At 69.1% G+C, this 18,581-nt stretch carries 16 protein-coding genes and 1 pseudogene; 4 read left to right on the forward strand and 13 right to left on the reverse strand.

The genetic code is table 11. The features are described 5' to 3' along the window. The 6 genes and pseudogenes from AC1D01_RS03255 to AC1D01_RS03280 form a co-directional block, all read right to left on the reverse strand. Window positions 1-365 (reverse strand): annotated as a pseudogene (locus AC1D01_RS03255) (hypothetical protein); the annotation flags it as partial. A 95-nt stretch (window positions 366-460) separates the two neighbouring features. Further along, a complete protein-coding gene (locus tag AC1D01_RS03260) occupies window positions 461-1,933 on the reverse strand; it encodes an ABC transporter substrate-binding protein (protein ID WP_477864650.1) in 1,473 nt (490 codons plus the stop codon). Between the two features lie 23 nt (window positions 1,934-1,956). Next, entirely contained in the window at window positions 1,957-2,811 is an 855-nt protein-coding gene (locus AC1D01_RS03265) for an amidohydrolase family protein (RefSeq protein WP_477864651.1), read from the reverse strand. Continuing rightward, window positions 2,808-3,863 (reverse strand): aldo/keto reductase, encoded by a 1,056-nt coding sequence (locus AC1D01_RS03270; RefSeq protein ID WP_477864652.1) that lies wholly within the window; start codon window positions 3,861-3,863, stop codon window positions 2,808-2,810. The genes AC1D01_RS03265 and AC1D01_RS03270 overlap by 4 nt, the downstream gene beginning before the upstream one ends. Then, complete coding sequence (locus AC1D01_RS03275; RefSeq protein WP_477864653.1) at window positions 3,860-5,113, reverse strand: UxaA family hydrolase; 1,254 nt, start codon at window positions 5,111-5,113, stop codon at window positions 3,860-3,862. The genes AC1D01_RS03270 and AC1D01_RS03275 overlap by 4 nt, the downstream gene beginning before the upstream one ends. Further along, window positions 5,106-5,432, reverse strand: coding sequence for a UxaA family hydrolase (locus tag AC1D01_RS03280; protein WP_477864654.1), 327 nt, complete (start codon window positions 5,430-5,432; stop codon window positions 5,106-5,108). The genes AC1D01_RS03275 and AC1D01_RS03280 overlap by 8 nt, the downstream gene beginning before the upstream one ends. Window positions 5,433-5,544: 112 nt before the next feature. On the opposite strand from AC1D01_RS03280, the gene AC1D01_RS03285 reads away from it, so the two are divergent. Then, window positions 5,545-6,270, forward strand: a complete 726-nt coding sequence (locus AC1D01_RS03285) for a FadR/GntR family transcriptional regulator (RefSeq protein ID WP_477864655.1) — start codon at window positions 5,545-5,547, stop codon at window positions 6,268-6,270. 21 nt (window positions 6,271-6,291) lie between these two features. Here the strand turns inward: AC1D01_RS03285 and AC1D01_RS03290 are convergent, their stop codons facing one another. Together AC1D01_RS03290 and AC1D01_RS03295 are read right to left on the reverse strand one after the other, a co-directional pair. Next, window positions 6,292-6,798, reverse strand: a complete 507-nt coding sequence (locus AC1D01_RS03290; protein ID WP_477864656.1) for a pyridoxamine 5'-phosphate oxidase family protein — start codon at window positions 6,796-6,798, stop codon at window positions 6,292-6,294. 80 nt (window positions 6,799-6,878) lie between these two features. Then, the gene (locus AC1D01_RS03295; RefSeq protein ID WP_477864657.1) at window positions 6,879-8,768 is read right to left on the reverse strand and encodes an MFS transporter; all 1,890 of its coding nucleotides are present in this window, start codon (window positions 8,766-8,768) and stop codon (window positions 6,879-6,881) included. Between the two features lie 149 nt (window positions 8,769-8,917). Between AC1D01_RS03295 and AC1D01_RS03300 the strand changes: the two genes are divergently transcribed. Continuing rightward, window positions 8,918-9,604: a hypothetical protein gene (locus AC1D01_RS03300; protein WP_477864658.1), complete on the forward strand. Its 687-nt coding sequence runs from the start codon at window positions 8,918-8,920 to the stop codon at window positions 9,602-9,604. 10 nt (window positions 9,605-9,614) lie between these two features. Here AC1D01_RS03300 and AC1D01_RS03305 read toward each other — a convergent pair whose 3' ends face one another. Both AC1D01_RS03305 and AC1D01_RS03310 read right to left on the reverse strand, forming a co-directional pair. Beyond that, window positions 9,615-10,061, reverse strand: coding sequence for a YiaA/YiaB family inner membrane protein (locus AC1D01_RS03305; RefSeq protein ID WP_477864659.1), 447 nt, complete (start codon window positions 10,059-10,061; stop codon window positions 9,615-9,617). Window positions 10,062-10,101: 40 nt separating this feature from the next. Continuing rightward, window positions 10,102-11,304 carry a toxic anion resistance protein gene (locus AC1D01_RS03310; protein ID WP_477864660.1) on the reverse strand — a complete coding sequence of 401 codons (1,203 nt, stop codon included), beginning with the start codon at window positions 11,302-11,304 and terminating at the stop codon, window positions 10,102-10,104. A gap of 264 nt (window positions 11,305-11,568) precedes the next feature. Here AC1D01_RS03310 and AC1D01_RS03315 point away from each other — a divergent pair, with 264 nt between their 5' ends. Both AC1D01_RS03315 and AC1D01_RS03320 read left to right on the forward strand, forming a co-directional pair. Continuing rightward, complete coding sequence (locus tag AC1D01_RS03315) at window positions 11,569-12,312, forward strand: helix-turn-helix domain-containing protein (RefSeq protein WP_477864661.1); 744 nt, start codon at window positions 11,569-11,571, stop codon at window positions 12,310-12,312. Further along, window positions 12,309-13,499, forward strand: coding sequence for a hypothetical protein (locus AC1D01_RS03320; protein ID WP_477864662.1), 1,191 nt, complete (start codon window positions 12,309-12,311; stop codon window positions 13,497-13,499). Before AC1D01_RS03315 ends, AC1D01_RS03320 begins: the two co-directional genes overlap by 4 nt. Before the next feature lie 65 nt (window positions 13,500-13,564). Here the strand turns inward: AC1D01_RS03320 and AC1D01_RS03325 are convergent, their stop codons facing one another. From AC1D01_RS03325 to AC1D01_RS03335, 3 genes are all read right to left on the reverse strand, one after another. Continuing rightward, window positions 13,565-16,234 carry a TonB-dependent receptor plug domain-containing protein gene (locus AC1D01_RS03325; protein ID WP_477864663.1) on the reverse strand — a complete coding sequence of 890 codons (2,670 nt, stop codon included), beginning with the start codon at window positions 16,232-16,234 and terminating at the stop codon, window positions 13,565-13,567. Between the two features lie 272 nt (window positions 16,235-16,506). After that, complete coding sequence (locus tag AC1D01_RS03330) at window positions 16,507-18,273, reverse strand: sensor histidine kinase (RefSeq protein WP_477864664.1); 1,767 nt, start codon at window positions 18,271-18,273, stop codon at window positions 16,507-16,509. Between the two features lie 25 nt (window positions 18,274-18,298). Beyond that, window positions 18,299-18,581 (reverse strand): CoA transferase (locus AC1D01_RS03335; RefSeq protein WP_477864665.1); only part of this gene is annotated, 283 nt, incomplete at its 5' end.

Genomic DNA, 18,581 nt, shown 5'->3' on the forward strand with positions numbered 1-18,581 from the left:
GGCGACAGCAGCGCGGCCGCCAGCGTGCAGGCCAGCGTCATCACGGCGGCCGCCGCATGCGGCGCGCGCGGCGCGGCCTGCGCAAAGGCCTGCTGCGTCCGCAGGCTGCGCAGCAGCGCCCACGCCAGCAGCGCGAACGCGGCGGCGAGCGCGGCCCAGGTGGCCGCCGACATCTCGCCCGCCGTGCCCAGCAGGTGGAACTGCTGCGAGCCGGTGATCAGCTTGCGGTAGTTCAGCGCGCCGACGAAGCTCAGCTCATAGCCGCCGGCCTGCAGCGAGAAGCGTGTCAGCGAGAGCCAGGCCGACGCGAGCAGCGGGAAGATCGAGAACAGCAGCACGACGGTGACGGCCGGCGCAATGAACACGGTGCCGGCCTGGCGGTCGAGCCAGTCCGTAGCCCGGATGCCAATCCGGGACGCGGAGGCGGGCGACGAACCCGGACTGGCATCCGGGCTACGCATCATTTGGCGCCGATGCTCGCTTTGTATGCGGCCTGCTGCTTTGCCTTCCCCAGCTCGTCGTTCAGCTCGTTCCACGTGTCCTCGATGTTCTTCATCGTGCCCTTCACGTCCAGCTCACCGGCCAGGAAGCGTGCCATCGCGGTGTCCAGCGCCACCTGCTGGTAGCGCTGGTTGAACGGGATGCGCAGGTCCAGCACCATGTTCGGCGAGTTCAGCGAATCCTGGATCGCGGTCAGGTAGTCCTTGGCCGCCTTGTCCGACATGCCGGCCTTCTTCCACGGCCCCATGTCCTTGAACTGGCTCTGCCGGTACGGGTTGAAGCCGGTCGCACCGACCGTCACGTCGGCGTTCGACTGCTCCGGCTGCGACATGTACGAGAAGAGGGCATAGGCCGCGTCCTTCGCCTGCGGCTTGGCCTTCGCGTTGACGGCACCCGACCAGCCGCCGAAGGCCGCGAACGGCGCACGGTTCACGCCGTTCACCGCATGCGGGCAGCGCGTCGCGTCGCAGGCCACCAGTTTGCCGCTCACGCGGTCCAGCACCTTGCTGCTGCCCGGCAGCATCAGCGCGCCGACCTTGTCGACCACCTTCGAGGCCTTCGGGTCGACCGCCAGCGGGCCGATGTCACCCCAGTCGACGGTGAGCGCGCAGCCGCCGCTGACGAACAGCGTGCGGGTGTCGCCCACATCCATGTTGATCTCGTTCGGCGGGCCGTACTTGCCGGTCTCCTTGTAGATCTCCAGCGCCCGCGCGAAGGCGTCGTTGTTGACCAGCGGCTTCATCGTCGCCGGGTCGAAGAACGCGCCCTCGCTGGTGCCCTTGGCCTGCAGGAAGGCGCCGGCCACCGAGGTGATCATCCAGAACGACTGCGCGCCGCGCTTCTTCGCGATGCACGAGCCGACGATCGGCTTGCCGTCGCCGAAGTCCTTGCCGTGCGCGGCCTTCGCGATGTCGAGGTACTCGTCCCAGGTCTGCGGCGGCTTCTTGCCGAGCTTGGCCAGCACGTCGCTGCGGTAGTAGGCGATGTGGAAGTCGCCGTCCAGCGTCACGGTGTAGGTCTTGCCGCCGTACTTCTGCGAGAACTCGCGGAAGAACGGCGCCACGTCGTCCTCGCGCAGCTTGGTGTCAGCCTTCACGCGCGGGCTCAGGTCCTCGAGGAAGCCGACGTAGTCGGGCATCCACTGCGGCGCGAGGATCGCGGCATCGATCGAGTTGGTGCCGGTCGACCAGTCGGTCAGCAGCTTCTGGTACAGGTCCGAGTACGGCACCGTGATCACGTTGACCTTGGCGCCGGTGGCGGCCTCGAACTCCTTGCCGCGGCGCTGCAGCGGCTCGGCGATCTGCGGGCCGGTGAAGGTCATCACGTTGAGCGTGACGCCGGTATAGGCCTTGGTCTGCGCTTGCGCGCCGGGCACGCCGAACGCGGCGGCGCAGGCCAGCGTGGCCCAGAGAGGAATCGATCTGCGGTTCATGGTGTCTCCATCCTTGTTGTGGTTCACAGCGGGGTCACTCCATCCAGACGGTAGAAGCGCTCGGCGTTGCCGGCCCACACCGCGTGGCGATCGGCGGCGTCCAGCGGCGCCAGCAACTGCTCGCAGGCCAGCACCCAGCCGGCGTAGTCGCCGGCGAGCTGCAGCACCGGCCAGTCGCTGCCCCAGATCACGCGCTGCGGGCCGAACAGCTCCAGCACGGCCTCGGCGAACGGGCGCAGCGTCGCGACGCTCCAGCCGGGGCCGGCTTCGGTCGCGAGGCCGGACAGCTTGCAGTGGATCGCCGGCAATTGCGCAAGTGCCTGCAGGCTGCGTCGCCAGTCGCTGAACGCACCTCGCGCGATGTCGGGCTTGGCCGCATGGTCGATCACGATCGGCAGCGCCGGGTGGCGTTCGGCGAAGGCCAGCAGGTGCGGCAGGTGCGGCGGCTTCACCAGCGCGTCGAAGCACAGGCCGTGTTGCACCAGCGCGCGCACCGCCGGCGCRATCGGCGTGGTGGCGATCCAGGCCGGGTCCGGCAGGTCCTGCAGCATCGGCCGCACGCTCTTCAGCAGCGGGTTCGCGGCCAGCGTCGCGATCGTGGCCGGCGCATCGGGCGCCACCATGTCGACCCAGCCGACCACGCCGCGCACCAGGTCGTGCTGGGCCGCGAGCTGCAGCAGCCACTGCGTCTCGGCGAGCGTCGGCGCGGCCTGCACGAGCACCGTGCCACGCACGCCGTGGGCGGCGAGCAGCGGTTGCAGGTCGGCGGGGCCGAAGTCGCGGTACAGCGGTGTCAGATCGGGACCCAACCAGCCGTAGTCGCCGCGCGCGAGCGACCAGAAATGCTGGTGCGCATCGATGCGGTATGCGACCGTCATCGGCTTTCCCCCGGCACCGGCGCATCGGCGGCGATCAACCCCTGCTCGCGCAGCGTGCGCCACAGCGCCGCCGGGATCGGCTGCGTCATCCAGCGCACGATGCCCTGCAGCTCGTCCGCGTTGCGCGGCCCCGGCACGCACGACACCACGGCCGGGTGGCCGAGCGGAAACTGCAGCGCCGCCGCCGCGAGCGGCACCTCGAAGCCGTCGCACACCGCCTGCAATTGCGCGACGCGCGCGACCACCTCGGCCGGCGCGGTCGCGTAGTTGAACTTCAGCGTGCTGCTCGGGCGGCGCAACCCGGCCGCGAGGATGCCGGAGTTGAACGGCCCGCCGACGATGATGCCGACGCCGCGCTCGACGCAGCGCGCGAGGAACGGGTCCAGCGCCTCCTGCTCCAGCAGCGTGTAGCGGCCGGCGAGCAGCGTGCAGTCGAGGTCGACGTGCTCCATCGTGTCGCGCACGATCTCCCATTCGTTGACGCCCAGCCCGATCGCGCCCACCAGGCCTTCGCGGCGCAGCGACTCCAGCTCGCGCAGGCCCCCGCCGCTGGTGAGCTGTCGCCAGTGGAACTCGTGGCGATCGCCGTGCGTCACGCGGCCGATGTCGTGCACCAGCGCGATGTCGATGCGGTTCGTGCCGAGGCGCTGCAGGCTGTCCTCGACCGAGCGGCGGATCGCGGCGGCGGAGTAGTCGTAGTGCAACTCGAACGGCAGCGGGTTCTGCCACGCGGTCTCGCCGGCGGGCAGGGTACGCGGCGCGGCAAGCGGTGACAGGGGCTTCAGCAGGCGGCCGACCTTGGTGCTCAGCACCCACTGGTCGCGCGGGTGCCCGCGCAGCGCCTCGCCGAAGCGCCGTTCCGACAGCGTGTAGCCGTAGAACGGCGCGGTGTCGAAGAAGCGGATGCCGGCCGCCCACGCGGCGTCGAAGGCGGCGCGCGACGCCTCCTCGGAGATCACGTCGTACATGTTGCCGAGCGGCGCGCCGCCCATGCCGAGCGTGGTCAGCGCGTGGCGGGTGCGCGGCAGCATGCGGGTCGGGAGTGTGTTCATGGCGTGGCCCTTTGCATCGAAGGCATCGCGCGGATCGGCACGGAGACCGGCAAGCAGCTCGGCCCGATCGGCTCGAAAGCCTTGTAGGTGAGGATGAACTCGCGGTGGCCGAGCGATTCGCTGGCGGTCTCGCGGCCGTGGCCGACGTCCTGCACCAGTGCGACGATCTCGGCGCCCACGTCGTCGAGCGTCGCATCGCCGCGCAGGATGCGGCCGGCGTTCACGTCCATGTCGTCGGCGAGCTGGTCGTAGGTGTCCGGGTTCGCGCACACCTTGATCACCGGCGAGATCGCCGAGCCGACCACCGAGCCGCGGCCGGTCGTGAACAGCGTCAGGTGTGCGCCGCAGGCGATCAGCTCGACGATCTCGGCGTTGTCGGAGATGTTCGGGAAGCCGAAGCGCACCTCGCCGTCGGGCACCACGTCGAGCAGGTACAGGCCGCCGGTGGGCGGGATGTCGCCGGGCTTGATCAGGCCGCTGATCGGCGAATCGCCGCTCTTCGCGTAGGCGCCGAGCGACTTCTCCTCCTGCGTGGTCAGCCCGCCGTCGGCATTGCCGGGCGCGAAGCTGCCGTGGCCGAGCGTCTCGTAGTAGCGCGCCGCCTTGGCGACGCAGCGCACGATCTCGTCGCCGAGCTCGGGCGTGGCGGCGCGGCGCTGCATGTGGAACTCGCAGCCGACCAGCTCGCCGGTCTCCTCGAAGATGCAGGCGGCGCCGCGCGCGATCAGCGTGTCGAACGCGCGGCCGACCGCCGGGTTCGCGGTGATGCCGCTGGTGCCGTCGCTGCCGCCGCAGACGGTCGCGACGACGAGTTCGTCCCAGCGCATCGGCACGCGCGCCTGCGTGTCGAGCTCGGCGAGCGCCCAGCGCACCCACTCGATGCCCTCGGCCAGCGTCTTGCGCGTGCCGCCATGCTCCTGGATCGTCAGCGTGTGCACCGGCCGGCCGCTGGCGGCGACCTCGGCCTCCAGCCCGCGCTTGTCGAAGCTCTCGCAGCCGAGCGAGACCAGCAGCACCGCGCCGACGTTCGGGTGCGTCAGCAGGCGGCGCATCATCTTGTCGGCATAGGCGTTCGGGTAGCAGCCCGGGAAGCCGACGAGGTGCACCGGCTCGCCGCGGAAGGCGAGCGTCACCTCGTGCGCGACGAAGTGCGCGCACTCGACCAGGTACGCCACCGCGACGATGTTGCGGATGCCCTTGCGGCCGTCGGCGCGCGGGAAGCCGGTCAGCTCGGGCAAGGGCTCAGTCATGGGTGGTGAGGACATATTTGGAGCCATCCTGCAGCGTGTAGGTGGGCAGGYAATCGCTGCGCAGGTTGTCGGTATGGATGTGCTCGCCGCGCGCGATCGGGCGCTGCACGCTGCCGATCACCGCGCCGTAGCGCAGCACCTTGTCGCCCACCGCCAGCGCCTGCCGCGCCAGCTTGTGCGCCATCCCGACCGGCCGCGGCAGCGTCACCGGCTCGCCGTCGATCAGCAGCGTCTCGCCGGCGGCCAACGCACGGCACGCCACCAGGCAGTTGTCGGCCGGGTTCAGCAGCAGCAGGCGGGGATCGGTGGCAGGGGTCATTCCGGCTTCCTGGGGTCGCTCCGAAAAGGTATAAAGGTCAGACCAATAGACCATTGTTGCGATCGCCCGCGATCCGCGGCAACCGGGTTGACCCTGATGGGAAAATCGACCGATGAGCCACCAGCGACTGCCGCCGATCGAGACCAAGCGCCTGTACCAGCACATTGCCGGCGTGCTGCGCGAGTCGATGGACAGCGGGCGCTTCGGTATCGGCAGCTACCTGCCGCCGGAGCGCGAGCTGGCGGATCAACTGGGCGTCAGCCGGGCCTCGGTGCGCGAGGCGCTGATCGCGCTGGAGGTGCAGGGGCGGGTGTCGGTGCGGGTCGGGGCCGGCGTGCAGGTGCTGGATGCGTCGTCGCCGCGGGCGTCGTCAGCGGCATCGGCCTCGGCGGACGAGCCGCCGGTCGGCCCGCTGGAGCTGCTGGAGGCGCGGCTGGTCGTCGAGACCGAGACCGCGGCCCTCGCGGCGCGCCACGCGACCGAGCAGGATCTGCAAGGCCTGCAGCGCAGCCTGGACCAGATGGTGCAGGACCACGCCCGCAACCCGTTGCTGCACGACGGCGACCGCGCCTTCCATATCGGCATCGCGCGGGCGAGCGGCAACGCGGCGCTGCTGTTCATCGTGACGACCCTGTGGGACCAGCGCTACACGCCGATGCAGGACCGGATGGAGACGCTGTTCACGACACCGGGGCTGCACACCGCCGCGGTCGACGACCACCGGCGCGTGCTGGAGGCCATCGCGGCGCACGACCCGGCGGCGGCGCGCCAGGCGATGCGCCGGCACCTGACGACGGTGCGCAAGACCTTCTCGCGGGCGATCGTCGCGGGCCGCTGAGCCGAGTTCCAGTCCGACGGCTCAGGCCAACGGAGCAGACCGCGGCCAGTGCGGCCGCGACGCGCTGAAATCGACCGTGCGCGTGTCGGTCACCTGCGTGCGGGGTTGCTGGTCACTGGGGATGTCGACCCGCAGCATCACGAAATCCTGCTCGCCTTCGACGACGGCCAGCTGCGGTTCCTGGCGCACGCTCGGGTGCAGGTACACCGGGTCGTGGTGCGCCTCGACCAGCGCGACCTCGCCCGTCAGATGCACGAGTTGCCGGGTGCGCGGGTCGACGAACGACAGCGTCACGTCCGGGTCGATCTCGACGTCGAGCGCCACGCGGCTGTCGCGCGGCACCATCAGCCAGACGTGCGGCGGGCCGTCGCCCGAGGTCATCGAGATGCGCACCTGGGCCGCGTGCGGCGCACCGCTGGCCAGGCGCGTCGTCACCATGCAGTGCCGGGCGCGCTGGAGCGAGGGCCACACCGACTGGAAATCCCCGTCGTTGCGGCGGCTGAGGAAGGGCAGGTTCGGAAGGTTCATGACTTCTTGTAGGTAGGACCGAGCTGGATGGATGCAAGCCCTCGGGGCAATCGGTGTGCCCGCGTTGGTGTCGACAGTCCCTAACTTGCCAACAATTCACCGACCCGCGTGCGCAGCCCGTCCGGCGTCACCTCGCCGGGCGCCAGCGGCACGCCGGCCACCATGCCGACCCGCGTGAACATGCCGCGCCGGAACGGCTTGACCATCGCGCCGCCCTGCTCCACCCGCGAGAAGAACGAGCCCCACAGGTTCTGCAGCGCCAGCGGGATCACCGGCACCGGGTGGGTCTCCAGCAGCTTCATCACGCCGCCCTTGAACTCGCCGAGCTGGCCGTCCTTGGTGATCGCGCCTTCCGGGAAGATGCACACCAGCTCGCCGTCGGCCAGCACCGCGCGGGCGCGCTCGAAGGCCTGCTCGTAGACCTTCGGGTCGTCGCGCTGCGACGCGATCGGGATCGCCTTCGCGAGCTTGAACATCCAGCCCAGCACCGGCAGCTTGAAGATGCGGTGGTCCATGATGAAGGCGATCGGCCGCGGGCTGGCCGCCATCAGCAGCACCGCGTCGACGAAGCTGACGTGGTTGCACACCAGGATCGCCGCGCCCTTGGTCGGGATGTGCTCGTCGCCGCGCACCTTGAAGCGGTAGATGCAACGCGTCGCGATCAGCGCGATGAAGCGCAGCAGGTATTCGGGCACCACCAGGAAGATGTAGAACGCGACGATCGCGTTCAGCACGCCGACCACCAGGAACACCTGCGGGATCGTCAGCCCCGCCTTCAGCAGCACGCCGACCAGCACCGCGCTGACGATCATGAACAGCGCGTTCAGGATGTTGTTGGCCGCGATGATGCGGGCCCGGTGGCTGGGCTGCGAGCGCAGCTGGATCATCGCGTACATCGGCACGCTGTACAGGCCGGCGAACAGGCTCAGCAGCGCGAGGTCGGCCATCACCCGCCAGTGCGCGCCGACCGCGACGAAGCCCGCGAGCGACAGCTGCGCCGACGGCGGCACGCCGCGCGACGCGAAGAACAGGTCGATCGCGAAGATGCTCATGCCGATCGCGCCCAGCGGCACCAGGCCGATCTCGACGTGCCGGCGCGACAGCACCTCGCACAGCAGCGAGCCGGTGCCGATGCCGATCGAGAACACCACCAGCAGCAGCGAGGCGACCTGCTCGTCGCCGTGCAGCACCTCCTTCGCGAAGGCCGGGAACAGCGACAGGAAGACCGCGCCGAAGAACCACATCCACGAGATGCCCAGCAACGAGCGGAACACCGCGACGTTCTCGTGCGCGAGCTTCAGGTTGCGCCAGGTCTCGGTGACCGGGTTCCAGTTGATCTTCAGCAGCGGGTCGGTCGACGGCGACGGCGGCACGTACTGCGCGGTCAGCCGGCCGAGCAGCGCGACCGCGATGCAGCCGATCGCGACGTAGTGGCGCCCGACCTCGGGGATGCCCACCAGCAGCCCGCCGGCCACCTGGCCGAGCAGGATCGCGACGAAGGTGCCCATCTCGACCATGCCGTTGCCACCGGTCAGCTCGCGTTCGCCCAGGTGCTGCGGCAGGTAGGCGAACTTCACCGGGCCGAACAGCGTGGAGTGCAGCCCCATCAGGAACACGCAGGCCAGCAGCACCGGCACGTTGGTGACCCAGAAGCCCCACGCGGCCAGCAGCATGATCGCGATCTCGAGCGACTTGACGAGCTGGATCACGCGCGTCTTGTCGTACTTGTCGGTCAGCTGCCCGCTGGTGGCCGAGAACAGCAGGAACGGCAGGATGAACAGCGCGCCGATCACCAGGCCGGCGAGCTGCGGCGACAGCCACGACACCTGCACCTTGTAGGTGACCAGCACCGTGAAGGCGAACTTGAACAGGTTGTCGTTGCCGGCGCCGAGGAACTGCGTCCAGAAGAACGGGGCGAAGCGCCGCTGGCGCAGCAGGGCGAACTGATTCGGGTGTTCGGGGGACGACAAGGTGGCCTCCTCAGGCAGGGCAGTTCGTGGCGCAATGTAGCGGCAAGGCCGCGGATCTAAGATGCGGCCATCGTTTTCCAACGCGCCGCATGCCCATTCCACGCCCCATCCTTCGCCGCAAGCCGCTTCCGAAACAGGCCCCGCCGGCGGTGCTGAACCAGCGACTGCGGCAGCAGCAGCGCCTCGTGGCGTCTCCGGGCTTCGCGGCCCGTGTCAGGGTGCAGGGGCCGGGCCGACCCGCCGCGATGGTGCCGATCGCGGTGGCCGCGCTGCTGGGCTGCGTGGGCGGTGTCGGCGTGTTCCTGGGCTGGCTGCAGGCGAGCTGGATGCTGGCCGCCGGCGGCGCGGTCGCCGCGGCGGCCGGTGTGGTGATGGGGCGGCGAGCGATGCGGCCGCCCGTGGCCGACACGCTCGGCATGGCCGCCATCGACGAGGGCGACGCCGCGCGGCTGGATGCCGTGGTCGAGCGCTGCGCACCCGAGCTGCCCGATGCCGCCGTCGAGGCGCTCACGCAACTCGCTGCCACGCTGGGCCGCATGGCCCCGCAGCTGCGGGGCCGCCAGCCGGGCCCGCCGTGGCGCACGGAAGATTCGTTGTTCATCGGAGAGCTGCTTCGCCGCTATGTGCCGGATTCACTCCAGCGCTACCTCGAGATCCCCGCCGCCCAGCGTCCCGCGCTGCGACTCGACGACGGCCGCACGCCGGCCCAGGCCCTGGGCGCGCAGCTCGACGGGCTGGCGCAGGAGCTGGCCGATCGCGAGAAGCTGCTGGCGCAGGCATCGTCTGAAGCGCTGGCGCTGCAGGGTGCATTTCTGGAGGCACGGCGCAAGGGTTGAATCCGCGCGCTCAGGCGCCCGGGCGGGTGGGCTGCTCCGACTGCATCGCCGACAGCGCCGCATCGTGCTTGTCGCGGACGGTCTTCGCCAGCGTGAACGTGGTCGACACCAGGAACAGCCACGAGACCAGCATGTAGCCCTTCTGCCACTCGACGATGCTCATGCGCCACAGGCCCCAGCCGGTGAGCGTCACCGCCGCGCCGAAGCCGATCCACACGGTGGCGATCCAGCCGAAGGTGTCGACCTGCCCGTCGCGGTTGTCGCGCAGCGTCTTCGCCACCGCGAACGAGGCGAACAGGCAGAAGAAGAAGCCGATCGCGAGGAAGGCGCGGTCCAGCTCCTGGCTGGGCAGCTTCAGCACGCCGGTGGCACAGGCCGTGAGCGCCAGGGCGAACGACACCCACACCTGCACGGTCCAGCCGTTGGTGTCGCGCTGGTAGACGATTCTTTCTTTCATGGTGTCCTCTGCATCCGTCGATTGAAATGGGGGTGGGCGGTCACAGCGCGACCGGCCCGGCGATGCCGACGCCCGCCTCGCGGATGCGCTCCTGGCGCACGCGGTCCACATAGCTGCTGGCGCGCGAGATCTGTTCCTTGATGACGGCGTTGTTCTGCCCCATGACCTCGATGGCCTTGCTGCGGAAGTCGTCCATCGCGTCCATGGCCTTGAAGGTCTGGTCGAACATCTCCTTGAGCTTCTCCACACCCAGCATCGGGTTGGCGGCGAACTCGGTGGTGCGCTCCACGTGGTTGTTGAGCTGGCGGCCGGTTTCGGCGATCAGGCCTTCGATCGACTGCGACACGCCGCTCAGCATGTTCATCACCTGGATCTGGTTGCCGGTGGCGCGCGCCACGGTCTGCGCGACGGCCAGCGCCGACATGCCGGTGGTCGCCACGCGGGTGCAGCCGGTGATCATCTCGCGGCCGGTGCGCTTGAGCACGTCCAGCGACAGGTAGCCGTTCACGCACACCGCCTGCTGCGTCTGCATGTCCAGCAGGTTCTGGCGCGCGTAGAACAGCACTTCCTGCTCCAGCGCCTGGGCGCGTTGCGGGTCGGTGGCCTTCAACGCCTGCACCTTCTCGGCGAGGCGGGTGTCCAGCGTCTCGGCGAAGTGGATGGCGGCGCGCAGCTTCTCCATCGCGTCCCACAGCTTGGCGCGCACGGACTCGATCTCGACCACGTCGCGCTGCATGTCGTCGCGCGCCGAGTGCAGCTGCTGCATCGTCTTCTGGAGCTGGCCGCCCGCCGTCTGGAACTTGCGGAAGTAGGCCTGCAGCCGGTTGCCGTAGGGGATGAAGCCGAGCAGCTTGCGCGGCTGGAACAGGTCGCCTTCGCGGCCGGGGTTCAGTTCGTCGAGGTGACCGCGCATGCCCTGCAGCGCCTTGAAGGCCGGCGAATCTTCCATGCCGACGAAATTGCGGTCCATGAAGCGGCCCTGCATCAGGTTGGCCGAGACCGAGACCTCTTCGCGGCCGAGGCGGAACGCCGCGTCGAGCTTGGACTTGAAAGCGTCGCCGTGCAGGTCTTCGGTGAGCAGGGCGTCGACGAATCGCCGCACCTGGTCTTCGACCTCGCCGCGCAGCGCCGCCGGGAGCGGCACCGCTTCGGCGGCGGCCGCAGGCTGGATCGCGACGATGGCTTCGGGCGGCGTGAGTTGGAACGCCGCGGCAGGCGCTGCAGCGGAGGCGGTGACCGTCATGGGTTGTCTCCTGGTGTCAGCGGTCTGCGCTGCTGGCGGCAATATAGCTGCGGGAGCGGCGGATCTCGGCTCGTGGACGGGCGAAGCGTGCATCATGTCTCGCAACGGTTGAACATGCGGCGCAGTGTTGCCGCCGCCGCCCGCGGCGGACATCACCCCGAAGAGGGGGCGCGGCCGAGTGGCGAGGGCAGCCGCGGCTGGTATCGCTTTGCGATACTTCCACTCGCCCTTCGCTCGCCCTTCACTCGCCCACCGCGCGTTCACATGAGCACCACCCAAGACCTCGTCACCGCCTTGAAGGCCGAACTCAAGGCCGCCAACGTCACCTATGCCGAGCTGGCCGGGCACCTCGGCATGTCGGAGTCGAGCATCAAGCGCGTCTTCGCGAAGGGCGACATGCCGCTGTCGCGCATCGACGACGTGCTGCGCGTGCTGAAGATGGATTTCGCCGAGCTGGCGCGGCAGATCGCCGATGCGCAGCCGCTGCGCCGCGAGCTGACGCTCGAGCAGGAGAAGGCGGTGGTGGCCGACCGACGCCTGCTGCTGCTGGCGATCTGCTGCATGAGCCAGTGGACCTATGAGCAGATGATCGGCACCTACACCTTCAGCGAGGCCGACTGCGTGCGCTACCTGCTGCAGCTCGACCGGCTGGGCATCATCGAGCTGCGGCCGATGAACCGCTACCGGCTGCAGGTGGCGAAGACCTTCCGCTGGCGGCCGAACGGCCCGGTGATGGCGTTCTTCCGCGAGCACGTGGCCGACGACTACTTCAACAGCGGCTTCGACGGCGACGGCGAGATGCTGATGCTGGTGCACGGGCAGATCGGCACCAGCCTGGCGGCGAGCTTCGTCGAGCGGCTGCAGCGCGTCGGGCAGGATTTCGCGCAGCAGCACCTGGCCGACCAGAAGCTGCCGGCCGACCAGCGGCGCGCCTACACGCTGGTGGTCGGCATGCGGTCCTGGCTGTTCGCGGCGTTCCGCGACCTGAAGCGGGAGGAAGCTGCTTGAACCATGGGCTGAGCGGTCTTCTTCTCGCCCTCGTCACCGGGTACGCGAATGCCGGCATCGTGGTGCGCCTGTCCGAGGCGTCGGAGGATGTGAAAGTCGTGGCCGCCGCCGGGAGCGAGGGCTGCACGTCCGGCTTCCCAGCCGATGCGTACAGCGATTCACCGGGCTTTCGCAAGGAATCGGATCGCGTCTTCCTCAGGAAGCTCAGTTCCGAAAAGGAATTGGGCAAGTACTTGGTCGCGGCGAGGCTGGGTGGCGGGATCTACCTGCACCTGCCCTACTTCCACCCCGGGGACTCCTGCGGAGAGGTGAGCTTCGAAATCGAGGGCAGGAAGATCCTGTGGAACGGCAAGCTGTACAGCGGAAAGCTTCGGATCCCCGAGCGCGATGTTTTCTACAACTCCGTGTTCTTCACCAATGAACCGGATGCCGACATCTCCGATGCCACGTACTTCGACCGCGACATTCCAGCGCCGGCCTTGCGCCAGCTGAAGCGCGCCTTCCCCGCGATTGCCGACTACTACCGCAAGAACCTCGCCGTTCAAGCGGTCCGGTCCACGAGTGCCGTGGTGGCCTTGGTCCACAACCAGGGGAAGTACTTCGGGTATGGCGGCGATGCGCTCAACATCATCCGCATCACCTATGACAATCCGAACCCGCTGCCGGCAGACATTGCCGGGGTCTTCTCAGACACCTACGCGCATGAGCTGGCGCACAAGGCGCAACACGCATCGCTGTTCGAGAACCCGCATGGCAGGTACTTGACGGAAGGAAGCGCGGAGTTCCTGAAGCTGTTCGTGCTTCGCGAGTCCGGCCTCATCGACGCCCGCCAGCAGGACGGCCTCATCCGGAATGCCTTGCAGGCGTGCGCGAAGCACACCTCTGGGAAATCCYGGCTGCAGAAGCTCACCGACCGCACGATCTTCTATCGTGAGCCCTACGACTGCGGTCTTGTCTATTACGTCGCTTCGTATCGATCCAGCGGCCTCGAAGCGAAAGCATTCGTCGCGCTCCTGCTGAAGGCCCTGTCAGCGGACATCGACTACAGCAACGATCGGCGGCGGCTCTGCCTCCTGTACGAAGCCGATTGCGAGAACCTGACGCTCACCGATCTCGTCAGTGGCGGCCCGAGGTTCGATCGAAGGCGGGCCGACATCGAGTCGACGAAGCCTCTCGACGCCCCATGAAAAAAGGGGACCCTCGCGGGTCCCCTTGTCGCTTGTGAAAGCAGGGCGGCCCGTGCCGCCATGCATCACCAGAACGTGTACTTGCCCGCCAGCGTGATGACGCGGCCCATCTGGCTGTGGTAGCCGGCGTTGTACGCGACGTAGCGGGTGACCCGTTGCTCGTCGAGCGGTGCTTCGCGGTTCTCGAGGTTGTCGATGTTCACGCTCAGCGTCAGGTTCTTGATCCCCTTGTAGGCCACGTACAGGTCGGCCGTCGACCAGGCTTTCACGCGGCACAGGTCCGGATGCGCACCGGCCGAATACGGGCAGCTCAGGTCGGCCGGCGAGAAGGCGCGCAGGAAGCCGCCGGTGTAGTTGCCGGTCAGCGTAGTCGCCCAGTCGCCCACGTCCCAGTCGATGCCGACCTTGAAGCGCTCCTTCGGCTGGCTGTAGGTGCCGGCGTAGTCGACTTCCGGCGCGTCCTTCACGTTCGCCACCAGGTAGCGCGGCATCTTGTTGTAGACGATGGTCAGGCCGACGCGGCCGGCCGAGCCGATGTCCTGGCGCGCCTTCAGCTCGATGTCGTAGCCCCAGACCCTGGTCGAGCCGAGGTTGGTGTACTGCAGGTTCAGCTGCTCGATCTCCTGCGTCACCGGGTCCCGCTGCACATAGCCCGGGTAGGTCGACTCGTTGGCCAGCAGGTAGTCCGGATCGATCGACGCGATCTCGTCGCGGCGCTTGATCTTGTACGCGTCGAACGACAGCGAGACGTTCTCGGTCGGCTCGAACACCAGGCCGGCCGTCAGGCTCTTCGACTTTTCGGGCTTCAGGTTCGGGTTGGAACCCGAGACCGCGCGGATCGAGGCATCGCACTGCGGGTTGGTCGTGTCGCTCGGGTCCGGGCACAGCTTCGGGTCGCGCAGCGAGTAGAAGCCGGTCGACGGGCTCTGCGTGGTCTCGGTCAGCGACGGCGCACGGAAGCCCTCGGCATAGGTGGCCCGCAGCGCCAGCATCGACGACACCTTCCACTTGATGCCGGCCTTCGGCACGGTGGCCGAGCCGAAGTCGCTGTAGCGGTCGGTCCGCGTGGCGAGCGAGGCTTCGAGCGACTTCGTGATCGGCACCGACAGCTCGGCGAAGAACGCGCTGACGTTGCGGCTGCCGTCCGACGACGAGCCGCCCAGCACGCTGATGGCGCCGTTGGCGGTCAGCGCGTCCGGCGTGCTCTTGAACGATTCGCGGCGGAACTCGGCGCCGAGCGCCAGGCCCAGCCCGCCAGCCGGCAGCTTCATCAGCTCGCGCGAGCCGCGCACGTCGACCGACGTGGTGCTGGTCTTGCCCTCGTCGTGCAGCGTCGGGTAGAGCGCCGCCATCAGCGCCGGGTTGTTCGCGCCCGGATTGCCGAAGATGAAGTTCGGGTTCGCGACGCCGTTGGCATCCAGCACCTGGCCGCCGGTCAGCACCGAATCGTTGATCAGGCCGTTCGTCCAGACGCGTGCATGCGTGCCGGAGTACATCACCGCGCTCTCGGCATCCCAGCCGGCGACGGTGCCGCGCCCGCCGAACACCAGGCGCGAGGTGTCGGCCGTCACCTCGGTGGTGTGCAGCACGTCCATGAAGCGGTAGCGCAGCGCCACCGGATCGGTCGCACTGGGGTTCTGCGGGTGGCCGACCGGCAGCGTGATGTAGATGTTGGGCAGCGTGCCGGTGGAGTTGTAGGTCGCGGTGTTGTACGAAGGCGACTCGCCGCTGTACTTGTTGCGCACGAACAGCGCGTCACCGAACAGCTCGAAGCCGCCGCCGAGGTCCAGCGTGGCGGCACCGAACAGCGCGTCCTGCTTGGTCTCCGGCACCAGGTCCTGGTGGTCGGTGCCCTGGTAGTAGCAGCGGCCGTTGACCGCGGCGCCCGGCTCGTTCAGCGGCGTGCAGCCCGGCATCGGGCCGATCAGCGTGCCGCCGGTGGTGTAGAGGTTGCCCGGGTAGCCGTAGCTCGAGCGCAGGTCGTTCAGCCCGAAGCGGCGGAAGTCGGCGGTCGAGGTCATCGGCCGCGCCGAGGCCTTCACCGAGTTCTGCTGCTCGTGCGAGTAGTTCAGGAAGAAGTTGTACCGGTCGTTCTCGAGGTCGCCCTTGCCCCAGGTGGTGCTGAACTTGCCCGCCGCACCATCGTGGTAGCCCGACTGCGAGCCCGACCCCGACAGCGACAGGCCGTTGTAGTTCTTGCGCAGGATCACGTTGATGACGCCGGCGATCGCGTCGGAGCCGTAGATGGCCGACGCGCCGTCCAGCAGCACTTCCATGCGCTCGACCACATCGAGCGGAATCGAGTTGATGTCGAAGAACGACTGCTGGCCGCCCGAGGCGAAGCCGTACGGCGCCATGCGGCGGCCGTTGATCAGCACCAGCGTGGCCTGTGCACCCAGCCCGCGCAGCGAGACGCCGCCGGCACCGGGCGTGAAGCTCGCCACCGCGTTGGAGTTGAAGTTGCCGGCGTTGCTGGCCGGCAGCCGGCCCAGCAGCTCGGTGACCGACTGCGCGCCGGAGCGGTCGATCTGCTCGCGCGTGATCACCTGCACCGGCGAGGCGGTCTCGGCATCGATGCGCTTGATGCGCGACCCGGTGACCTCGACCCGCTGCAGCGATTTCGGGGCCGTGCCCGTCGTGTCCGGGGCCGGGGTGTCGGACTGGGCCCAGGCCGGCGTGGCACCGGCGGCGCACAGCGCCATGACGGTGGCGCTGATGTACTTCAAGCGAAACATTCGCATCCCTCGATCAAGTGCCAGGATCTCTGGCGCCAAAACAAAGGCAGCGAAAGGATCCTTTCGCTGCCGCCATGTGCGCAGGGTCGGACGATCCGCCTCCCCCATGCCTCTGCCTCCATCGTGCTCAGAGCGGGCCCGCTTGTGATCCCGGGGAAACCGCAACTGGTCAAGCCGTCACGAACGGGCTTGCGTTCGTGACGCCCGTGTGAAAAACGGTAAAGCAAGTGGTGGGCCACGGTGATGTGGCCACGACAGGATGCGACCGGCGTTCAGCCCGTGGCGGGCGGCAGGGCGCTGCGCAGTGTGAGCGTGAACTCGGCCCAGGCGCCTTGCTGGCTGCGGGCCTCGATGCGGCCGCCCATGCTCTCGATGAGCTGGCGGGTGATCGCCAGGCCGATGCCGCTGCCGGTTTCGGCACCGGCGTCGCGCCCGAGGCGGTTGAACGGCTCGTACAGCCGCGCGAGCTGCGCATCGCTGAGCCCGGGCCCGCTGTTCCAGACGGCCAATTGCAGTGCGCCCGCCTCGGCGCGGTGCAGCGTGACCCGCACGGTTCCCTCCGGGGCACCGTACTTGATCGCGTTCGACAGCAGGTTCAGCAGCGACTGCTTCAGGCGCAGCGGGTCGGCCAGCGCGGGCGGCAGGCCGGCCTCGAATGCGCGCTCGATGTGCATGCGGCGCTGCGCGGCGTCGCCGGCCACCATCGCGAGCGCCTCGTTGGCCAGCGCCTGCAGGTCGAGCGGCACGCTGTGCATGTCCATCGCGCCGACCTCGACCTTGCTCAGGTCCATCAGGTCGGTGATCAGGCGCAGCAGGTGCTGGCCGGCCCGCTCGATGTGGTCGACGCGCTCCAGCTGCTGCGCTTGCAGCGGCGTGACGGTGTCCAGCCGCAGCARCTGCGMGAAACCCAGCACCGCGTTCAGCGGCGTGCGCAGCTCGTGGCTCACGCGGGCGAGGAACTGCGACTTCATCGCGTTGGCCTGCTCGGCCGCGTGCTGCTGCTCGCGGGCCGCCTGGGCCGCCTTCACGTCGGTGATGTCGGCGAAGCTGCCGACCATGCGCAGGATGCGGCCGTCGGCATCGCGCTCGGCGACATGGCCGCGGCTGAGCATCCACACCCAGCGGCCGTCGGCGTGGCGCAGCCGGTATTCGTCGGCATAGGGCTGGCGCTGGTCGCGCAGGAAGGCGCGGAAGCGCTCGCTCGCACCGGGCAGGTCGTCCGGATGGCACAGCTTCGCGAAGCTGTCGGTGGCGCCTTCGCCGAAGCGCGAATTGAAGTCGTCCGGGGTCGTGCCGAGCAGGTCGGCCCAGCGGCCGCCGAGCGTCAGCATGTCGCTGCGCATGTCGCGCGCCCACAGGCCGATGCGCCCGCCGTTGATCGCGGCGTCCAGCCATTCGCGCGAATGCCGCAGCTCGGTGATCATCTGCTCGCGTTCGGCGGCGAGCGCCTGTTGCGCCGTCACGTCGGTCACCAGGCACAGCCGCGCGCTGCGGTCGCCGAACTGCAGGCTGTGCGCGCTGATGCGTGCGAGCAGTTCGCTGCCGTCCTTGCGGCGGTGGCGCCACGGGCCCGACGAGGTGACGCCGGGTGCGTTGGGCCCGCGCACCTGCGCCTCCATCGCCGGGATGTCCTCCGGCGGGCGCAGGTCGGCCAGCGTCATCTTCAGGAACTCCTCGCGCGACCAGCCGTACTGCGCGATCGCCGCGCCGTTCACGTCGAGGAAGCGCAGCGACAGCGCGTCGTAGATCCACATCGGCTGCGGGTTGGCGTGGAACATCTGCTCGTAGCTGACGGCGATCTCGTGCAGCACGGTGTCTTCGGTGCTGGCGCGCGTGGTCAGCGAGCGCAGCAGCAGGATCAGCAGGCAGCCCGTCATCGCGACGAAGAGCAGGCCCTGGATCGTGTGCACCAGCGTCAGCTGGCGCGGGTCGCTGGTCAGCGCGAGCGCCGCGTGTTCGGACAGCAGCACCCAGGCCGTGCCCGCCGCCAGGTAGGCCAGGACCAGCACGACGGGGCTGCGGTGGGGGCGCTCTTGCATGAGGGTCGCTCCGGTCTGCGTCTTCTCAAAGCACGCCGCGTTCGCGCAGCGCCGCCAGTTGCTCGGGCGTCACGCCGATCTCGCGCAGCACGGCCTCGCTGTCCTCGCCGAGGGTCGGCGCGCGGCGGCGGATCGAGCCGGGCGTCACGCTCAGCTTGGGCACGATGCCCGGCGTCTCGAGCGACAGGCCCTGCGCGCTGGTGATGCGCTGCAGCATGCCGCGCGCGCGGTAGTGCGGGTCGTTGGAGATGTCGCGCGCGGTGTAGAGGCGCCCGGCCGGCACGTGGGCGGCGTTCAGCGCCTCCAGC

It is taken from the genome of Rhizobacter sp. P3_B12, assembly GCF_056402895.1.